General features: G+C 72.3%; 7 protein-coding genes. 6 read left to right on the forward strand and 1 reads right to left on the reverse strand.

From position 1 onward, the window contains the following. Positions 1-28: 28 nt before the first annotated feature. A complete protein-coding gene (locus AB0E91_RS12080) occupies positions 29-2,131 on the reverse strand; it encodes a serine/threonine-protein kinase (RefSeq protein WP_361779004.1) in 2,103 nt (700 codons plus the stop codon). A gap of 180 nt (positions 2,132-2,311) precedes the next feature. Here AB0E91_RS12080 and AB0E91_RS12085 point away from each other — a divergent pair, with 180 nt between their 5' ends. The 6 genes from AB0E91_RS12085 (at position 2,312) to proC (ending at position 6,564) form a co-directional block, all read left to right on the forward strand. Continuing rightward, a complete protein-coding gene (locus AB0E91_RS12085; RefSeq protein WP_361779007.1) occupies positions 2,312-2,557 on the forward strand; it encodes an SH3 domain-containing protein in 246 nt (81 codons plus the stop codon). A gap of 44 nt (positions 2,558-2,601) precedes the next feature. Continuing rightward, positions 2,602-3,114: an EamA/RhaT family transporter gene (locus tag AB0E91_RS12090; RefSeq protein ID WP_361779010.1), complete on the forward strand. Its 513-nt coding sequence runs from the start codon at positions 2,602-2,604 to the stop codon at positions 3,112-3,114. A gap of 85 nt (positions 3,115-3,199) precedes the next feature. Next, positions 3,200-3,997: a class I SAM-dependent methyltransferase gene (locus AB0E91_RS12095; protein ID WP_361779013.1), complete on the forward strand. Its 798-nt coding sequence runs from the start codon at positions 3,200-3,202 to the stop codon at positions 3,995-3,997. 106 nt (positions 3,998-4,103) lie between these two features. Continuing rightward, entirely contained in the window at positions 4,104-4,904 is an 801-nt protein-coding gene (locus AB0E91_RS12100) for an ABC transporter ATP-binding protein (protein ID WP_361779016.1), read from the forward strand. Beyond that, positions 4,901-5,662 (forward strand): ABC transporter permease, encoded by a 762-nt coding sequence (locus AB0E91_RS12105; RefSeq protein ID WP_361779019.1) that lies wholly within the window; start codon positions 4,901-4,903, stop codon positions 5,660-5,662. The genes AB0E91_RS12100 and AB0E91_RS12105 overlap by 4 nt, the downstream gene beginning before the upstream one ends. An 89-nt stretch (positions 5,663-5,751) precedes the next feature. Beyond that, positions 5,752-6,564 carry a pyrroline-5-carboxylate reductase gene (gene proC, locus AB0E91_RS12110; protein ID WP_361113159.1) on the forward strand — a complete coding sequence of 271 codons (813 nt, stop codon included), beginning with the start codon at positions 5,752-5,754 and terminating at the stop codon, positions 6,562-6,564. The last annotated feature ends 359 nt before the right edge of the window (positions 6,565-6,923 follow it).

Below are 6,923 nucleotides of genomic sequence, written 5' to 3' on the forward strand. Positions count from 1 at the left end.
CGGTGGGCGACACCGGCCCCCCTCGCCGTCACCAGCCCGACGGGTCGCGCGTGTTCCGGGCGAACACCGTGCCGTCCGGAGCGGACGCGTACACCGTGTCCCGCGTCAGCACCGGCACCGGTGTCTCCGCCGCCACCCGGTCCGTACGCGCCCCGAAGCGCGGCAGTGTCTGTCCCGCGAGGCTGCCGTGGCGGGCGTCCACCGCGAGCAGCCGGCCGTCGGCGGTGGAGAAGTACAGATACCGGCCGTCGGTGACCAGCCGGGAGCCCCGGCTCACCGAGGTCTCCAGATGCCACAGCCGCTTGCCCGCGCCCATGTCCACGGCGTCGAGGCCGCCGCTCGCCGAGAGCAGATACATCACCCCGTCCCGTACGACGGCATGGGCGTCCTGGAAGGGGGTCGTGAGCGAAGTACGTTCCACGGTCCCGGACTTCACCCCGTAGCGCACCACCGCGCCGGTGTCGCCGTAGACCGGGTCGGTGTCGAGGAAGTAGACGAATCCGCCCTCGACGCCCACCGGTTCGAGCACACCGGACAGCCGGGCGCTCCACCGCACGTCCCCCGAGGCGGGATCGAGCGCGGTGACCCGCGTCCCGGTCCCGTCGGCGGCGACGGCCGACGCGTACGCGGTCGTGTCCCCGGCGTCCGTGCCGAAGGTCTCCAGGCTCGGCAGCACATGGTCGGGCAGCGACCGGTGCCACACCTCCCGCCCCGACGCGCCGTCCACGCCGGTGACGCGGCCGTCCGCGCGGCTCACCAGCTGAGTGCCGCCCGCGAACCGCGCCCCGGTGTCCGGAGGGAGCTGCCGTCGCAGCCGTGTGGCGCCCGAGGCCGGGTCGAGTGCCGTCACCCGGCCTTCCTGGTCGCGTAGTTGGAGCAGTCCGCCCGAGACGGCCGGCGGATCGCTCCACCGCGCGCCCGGGAAGGAGCGCCGCCACGCCACCGAGCCGTCACGCGGATCGAGCCCGGCCGCCGTACCCGGCGCGACACAGAGCAACAGGCCCGCGCCGTAAGTGCATTGAAGTGCTCCGGCGTCCCGCACGATCGACGCGGACCGCCAGTCGGTGACCCGGTCCTCGGTGGCCATCGGACGCACCCGGGGCGTCTCCCGCCCACCGCCGGACCACTGCGCCGAGGCGGCTCCCGCGACCGCCGTCACCGCGAGCGCGCCCGCCGCGAGGGCGACCCGTCCCCGGGTCCACCACCGCAGGCGCCCCGGAGGCTCCTCCTCGGCAGCCGCTTCGGGCATGCCGGTTCCCGCCCCGTCCCGCTGAGCCGGTATGAACGCCTGCGTGTCGTAGGACGCCGCCACCGACCGCAGCGCGCGCATGAGTTCGTCGGGCGTGGGCCGGTCCTCGGGCTCCTTCGCCAGGCAACGCAGCACCAGGGGAACGAGGTTGGCGGGCACCCCGGTCAGATCCGGTTCGTCGTGCACCACTTGGTACGCGACGACATACGGGCTGTCGGAGTCGAAGGGACCGCGCCCGGCCGCCGCGTGCACGATCACCGAGCCGAGCGCGAACACGTCCGCCGCCGGGCCCACTTCACGCGGCCGGCGGAACTGCTCGGGCGCCATGAACGGCGGCGTCCCTATCAACTTGCCGGTCTCGGTCCGCAGTTCGCTGTCCTTGGGGCGCGAGATGCCGAAGTCGATGACCTTCGGGCCGTCCTCCGCGAGCAGCACATTGCCCGGCTTGAGATCCCGGTGCACCACGCCGACCCGGTGGATGTCCCGCAGCGCCTCGGCGAGCCCGGCCATGAGCCGCCGTACCTCGCCGGGCTCCATCGGGCCGTTCCGCTTGACCTCCTCGGCGAGCGTCGGGCCCGGGATGAACAGCGTCGCCATCCAGGGCCGGTCGGCCTCCGGATCGGCGTCCACCACGGGCGCGGTGAAGGCACCGCTGACCCGCCGGGCCGCCGCCACCTCCTGCCGGAAACGCCCCCTGAACTCGTCGTCCCGCGCGAACTCGGCGTGTACGACCTTCACCGCGAGCCGCATCCCGGAGCCACTGCGGGCCAGGTGCACCACACCCATGCCGCCCGAGCCGAGCCGGGACTCCAGGTGGTAGTGACCGGCGTACTCCGGAAGTTCCGGTTCCGCACCGGGTCCGGAACTGCGCTGTGGCGCCATGGACCACCCCCGTGCTGTCGGTCGCGCGCGCGTCGCTCGGAGCCTAGTCGATCGCCCGTGCGACACGGCTCAGGCTTGCTAACCTCCGCACACGAGTCCCGAACGTCTGTACGGAGACCCGCTTCCGAAGCATTCACCGGCGCCCCGGACCCGCCGCGGGCGCCATGGGGGAGGTAAACCATGTCCTACTCCGTCGCCCCGGGCGTCCGCCTGAACGTCCGCAGCGGCCCCGGCACCGGGTACGCCCTCATCCGCGTCCTGCCCGAGGGTGCCCAGGTCACCATCAACTGCCAGAGCCCGGGCACCACCGTCAACGGCTACTACGGCACCTCGAACATCTGGGACAACATCGCCTCCGGCGAGTTCGTCTCCGACGCCTACGTGCACACCGGCAGCGACGGCTACGTCGCCAACCGCTGCGCCTGACCCGGCCCACCGCCCGCCGCTCCCCGGCCGCCATAATCGTCCCCGTGAGCGACGAAACCGGCACCAGCCCCGAGACCCGCGCCGGGGGCGGCGACGCGGGCCCCCGCCCCGAGCCCCTGCGCTTCTACGGCACCTCCTGGGTGGACCGCACGAACGGCTACGCGGCCCGCCGCGCCGGCACCGCGCTCGGCGCCGTCGCCGCGGCCGCCGTCTCCTGCCTGGTCCTGCGCTTCGCCTACCAGGGCCTCCAGATCGCGGGCACCGGCTCCTTCGTGACCGTCCTGGTCGTCGGCATGTTCGCCGTATGCAGCGCGCTCGCCTTCGGCAACACCTGGCAGAGCTACGAACGCCGCCCCGACCCCGGCCGCCAGGCCTCCCTGCGCGGCCTCCTCACCATCGGCTTCGTCGGCGCGCTCGTCGCCTACGCCTGCCGCTCCTTCCTGGAGGCCCCCGGCGAAAAACTCGCCCGCGCCGAATACGAGAAGGCCCGCGCCGAATACGAGCGCACCCGCTCCCGCCGCACCGGAAACCCGGCGAAGAAAAAGCGCGGCAAGTAAGGAGCCAGGGATACGGCAAGTAAGGAGCCAGGGATACGGCCCCCCCCGGATATCCCCTGTCCCCTCCCGCCCCACCCCGCGCACCATGGTCGGCATGACCACACGCGAAGCCGCCCAGGAGCCGCCCGCCTCCGCCCGCGCCCACTCCTTCAACGCCGCGGCCGCCCAGTACGCCGCGAACCGCCCCTCCTACCCGCCCGCCCTCCTGGACGCGCTGGAGGAACTGTCCGGCCGCCCCCTGGCCGGGGCCCGGGCCGTGGACGTGGGCGCGGGCACCGGCATCGCGAGCCGCCTGCTGCACGAGCGCGGCGCCCGCGTCCTCGCGGTCGAGCCGGGCGCGGGCATGGCCGCCGAGTTCCGCCGGGCCCTGCCGGACGTCCCCCTGGTCCGGGGCGACGGCAACGCCCTCCCGGTCGCCGACGCCCACGCCGACCTCATCACCTACGCCCAGGCGTGGCACTGGACCGACCCCGCCCGCTCGGTTCCGGAAGCGCTGCGCGTCCTGCGCCCCGGCGGCGCGCTCGCGCTGTGGTGGAACGTCGACGCCGTGGACGTCGAGTGGATCTCCGAGGCCGCCGACCGCGCCGGACGCTTCTTCGGCCTCGACATCCCCGCCGAGAAGCGCAAGGCGGCGGACCGCACCGGGCAGGTCGACCCCGGCGGCCTCCTCGACTTCGAGCGCCGCGTCGTCCGCTGGAGCCGCCGCGTCCCGCTCGACGTCCACCTCGCCAACATCGCCAGCCACTCCGCCTTCCTCCTCACCCCGCAGGACGACCGCACCGCCTTCATGGCCGAGGAGCGCGCCCACCTCCTGAAGGTCTTCCCGGACGGCGTGGTCGAGGAGACGTACGACGTATATCTGCTCGTCGCCGTCACGCCCTGACGCCCGCAAACCCACGCGAAACGGCGGCCGGTACCCGTACCGGCCGCCGTTTCGCGTACCCGGGCCCTTGACGGCACCCCCCTGCGGGAGAATTATTCATCGCGTGATGAATAAAGTGCTGAACGACGAGCCCCCACCGGCGCAGACCCCCGCCGTCCACGCCGACGCCCTCACCGTCGTACGCGGCCCCCGCACCGTCCTCCACGACCTCGGCTTCACCGTCCCCCGAGGCAGGATCACCGGCCTCCTCGGCCCCTCCGGCTGCGGAAAGTCCACGCTGATGCGCGCCATCGCGGGTACCCAGGCCAGGGTCACCGGCACCCTCGACGTCCTCGGCCACCCGGCAGGGCACCCCGCCCTGCGCCACCGCGTCGGCTACGTCACCCAGGCCCCCTCCGTCTACGACGACCTCACCGTCCGCCAGAACCTCGACTACTTCGCCGCGATCCTCGACCCCGGCCGCGCCGCCGCCGACCGGCGCCACACCCACGTCACCCGCGCCCTCACCGACGTGGACCTCACCTCCCACGCCGACGCCCTCGCCGGAAACCTCTCCGGCGGCCAGCGCAGCCGCGTCTCCCTCGCGGTCGCCCTCCTCGGCACCCCCGAACTCCTCGTCCTGGACGAACCGACCGTCGGCCTCGACCCCGTACTCCGCCGCGACCTGTGGACCCTCTTCCACACCCTCGCCGCCGAGCGGGGCACCACCCTCCTCGTCTCCTCCCACGTCATGGACGAGGCCGAGCGCTGCGACCACCTCCTCCTCATGCGCGAAGGGCGCGTCCTGGCCGACGACACCCCGGAGAACCTGCGCACCCGCACCGGCACGGACACCGTCGAGGCCGCCTTCCTGCACCTCGTCGACGAGGCCGCCGCCACCGACCGCACCAAGGAGCCGACCCGATGAGCACCATGACCGCGTCCGCGCTGAACGTCGGCCGCACCACCGCCACCGCCGCCCGCGTCCTGCGCCAGCTCCGCCACGACCCCCGGACCATCGCCCTGATGCTCCTGGTCCCCTGCCTGATGCTGGTCCTGCTGCGCTACGTCTTCGACGGAAGCCCCCGCACCTTCGACAACATCGGCGCGTCCCTGCTCGGGATCTTCCCGCTGATCACGATGTTCCTGGTGACGTCCATCGCCACCCTGCGCGAACGCACCTCCGGCACCCTGGAACGCCTCCTAGCGATGCCCCTCGGCAAGGCCGACCTGATCGCCGGTTACGCCCTCGCCTTCGGCGCCGTCGCCGTCGTCCAGTCCGCCCTCGCCACCGGCCTCGCCGTCTGGTTCCTCGGCCTCGACGTCACCGGCTCGCCCTGGCTGCTCCTCCTGGTCGCACTCCTGGACGCCCTGCTCGGCACGGCCCTCGGTCTCTTCGTCTCGGCCTTCGCGGCCTCGGAATTCCAGGCGGTCCAGTTCATGCCCGCGGTGATCTTTCCCCAGCTCCTGCTCTGCGGCCTCTTCACACCCCGCCCCGACATGCACCCCGCCCTGGAAGCCGTCTCCGACGTCCTCCCCATGTCCTACGCCGTCGACGGCATGAACCAGGTCCTCCACCACACCGACACGACGACCACCTTCCTCCGCGACATCCTGATCGTCGCGGGCTGCGCCCTCCTGGTCCTCGCCCTGGGCGCCGCCACCCTGCGCCGCCGCACGGACTGATCCCTGTCCCCCCTTACCTGTACGAAGGCGAGGGTCCGCCCACCGGACAACCCCTCGCACCCGGCACCCCCGGTGCGAGGATGAACCGCATGAGCCAGAAAGTCGCAGTCCTCGGCACCGGCAAGATCGGCGAAGCCCTGCTCAGCGGAATGATCCGGGCGGGCTGGGCCCCCGCCGATCTCCTGGTGACCGCCCGCCGCCCCGAGCGCGCCGAAGAACTCCACGCCCGCCACGGCGTCACCCCGGTCACCAACACCGAGGCCGCCAAGACCGCCGACACCCTGATCCTCACGGTCAAGCCGCAGGACATGGGCACGCTCCTGGCCGAGCTGGCCCCGCACGTCCCCGCCGACCGCCTGGTCATCAGCGGCGCCGCCGGCATCCCTACCTCGCTCATCGAGGAGCACCTGACCGAGGGCACCCCGGTCGTACGCGTCATGACGAACACGCCCGCCCTGGTGGACGAGGCCATGTCCGTCATCTCCGGGGGCAGCCACGCCACCGCCGCCCACCTCGCCACCGCCGAGGAGATCTTCGGCGCCGTCGGCAAGACCCTGCGCGTCCCGGAGAACCAGCAGGACGCCTGCACCGCCCTGTCCGGCTCGGGCCCGGCCTACTTCTTCTATCTGGTCGAGGCCATGACCGACGCGGGCATCCTGCTCGGCCTGCCCCGCGACAAGGCACACGAACTGATCGTCCAGTCCGCCATCGGCGCCGCCACGATGCTCCGCGACAGCGGCGAGCACCCGGTCAAGCTCCGCGAGAACGTCACCTCGCCGGCCGGTACGACCATCAACGCCATCCGCGAGCTGGAGAACCACGGCGTGCGCGCCGCCCTCATCGCCGCCCTGGAAGCGGCCCGCGACCGCAGCCGTGAGCTGGCCTCCGGCAAGAAGGACTGACCCGCACCAAGATTCTTCCCAGGAGGGGGTTGACACCCCCTCCCAGGGTGCGTAATGTTCTCCGAGTTGTCCGACGTGAGAGCCGACTCCGGTCGGTCCCCGGACAGCCATTCCGCAAGGCCCACTCGACATCGACGCTCATGCGTCGCATGTTTCGTTGTGCGCATTTGCGAAATGAGGAATCCGTGTTCGAAAGAGCGCAGGAACCCCGATTGGCTTCGGGGGCCAGGAATCCGCTAAAGTCTCACTCGTCGGAACGGCCGCGAGGCCGGGAAGACAAACCCCGCTGACTGGGGGTCAGACACCGAAAAGGATCTGATAGAGTCGGAACCGCCGGAAAGGGAAACGCGAAAGCGAGA

Origin of the sequence: Streptomyces sp. NPDC026659 (assembly GCF_040638245.1) — a bacterium.
GTDB lineage: Bacteria > Actinomycetota > Actinomycetes > Streptomycetales > Streptomycetaceae > Streptomyces.

Coding starts and splice junctions, on each gene's coding strand:
- AB0E91_RS12080 (WP_361779004.1), bottom strand. CDS start 2,131: ATGGCGCCACAGCGCAGTTCCGGACCCGGTGCGGAACCGGAACTTCCG.
- AB0E91_RS12085 (WP_361779007.1), top strand. CDS start 2,312: ATGTCCTACTCCGTCGCCCCGGGCGTCCGCCTGAACGTCCGCAGCGGC.
- AB0E91_RS12095 (WP_361779013.1), top strand. CDS start 3,200: ATGGTCGGCATGACCACACGCGAAGCCGCCCAGGAGCCGCCCGCCTCC.
- AB0E91_RS12100 (WP_361779016.1), top strand. CDS start 4,104: ATGAATAAAGTGCTGAACGACGAGCCCCCACCGGCGCAGACCCCCGCC.
- AB0E91_RS12105 (WP_361779019.1), top strand. CDS start 4,901: ATGAGCACCATGACCGCGTCCGCGCTGAACGTCGGCCGCACCACCGCC.
- proC (WP_361113159.1), top strand. CDS start 5,752: ATGAGCCAGAAAGTCGCAGTCCTCGGCACCGGCAAGATCGGCGAAGCC.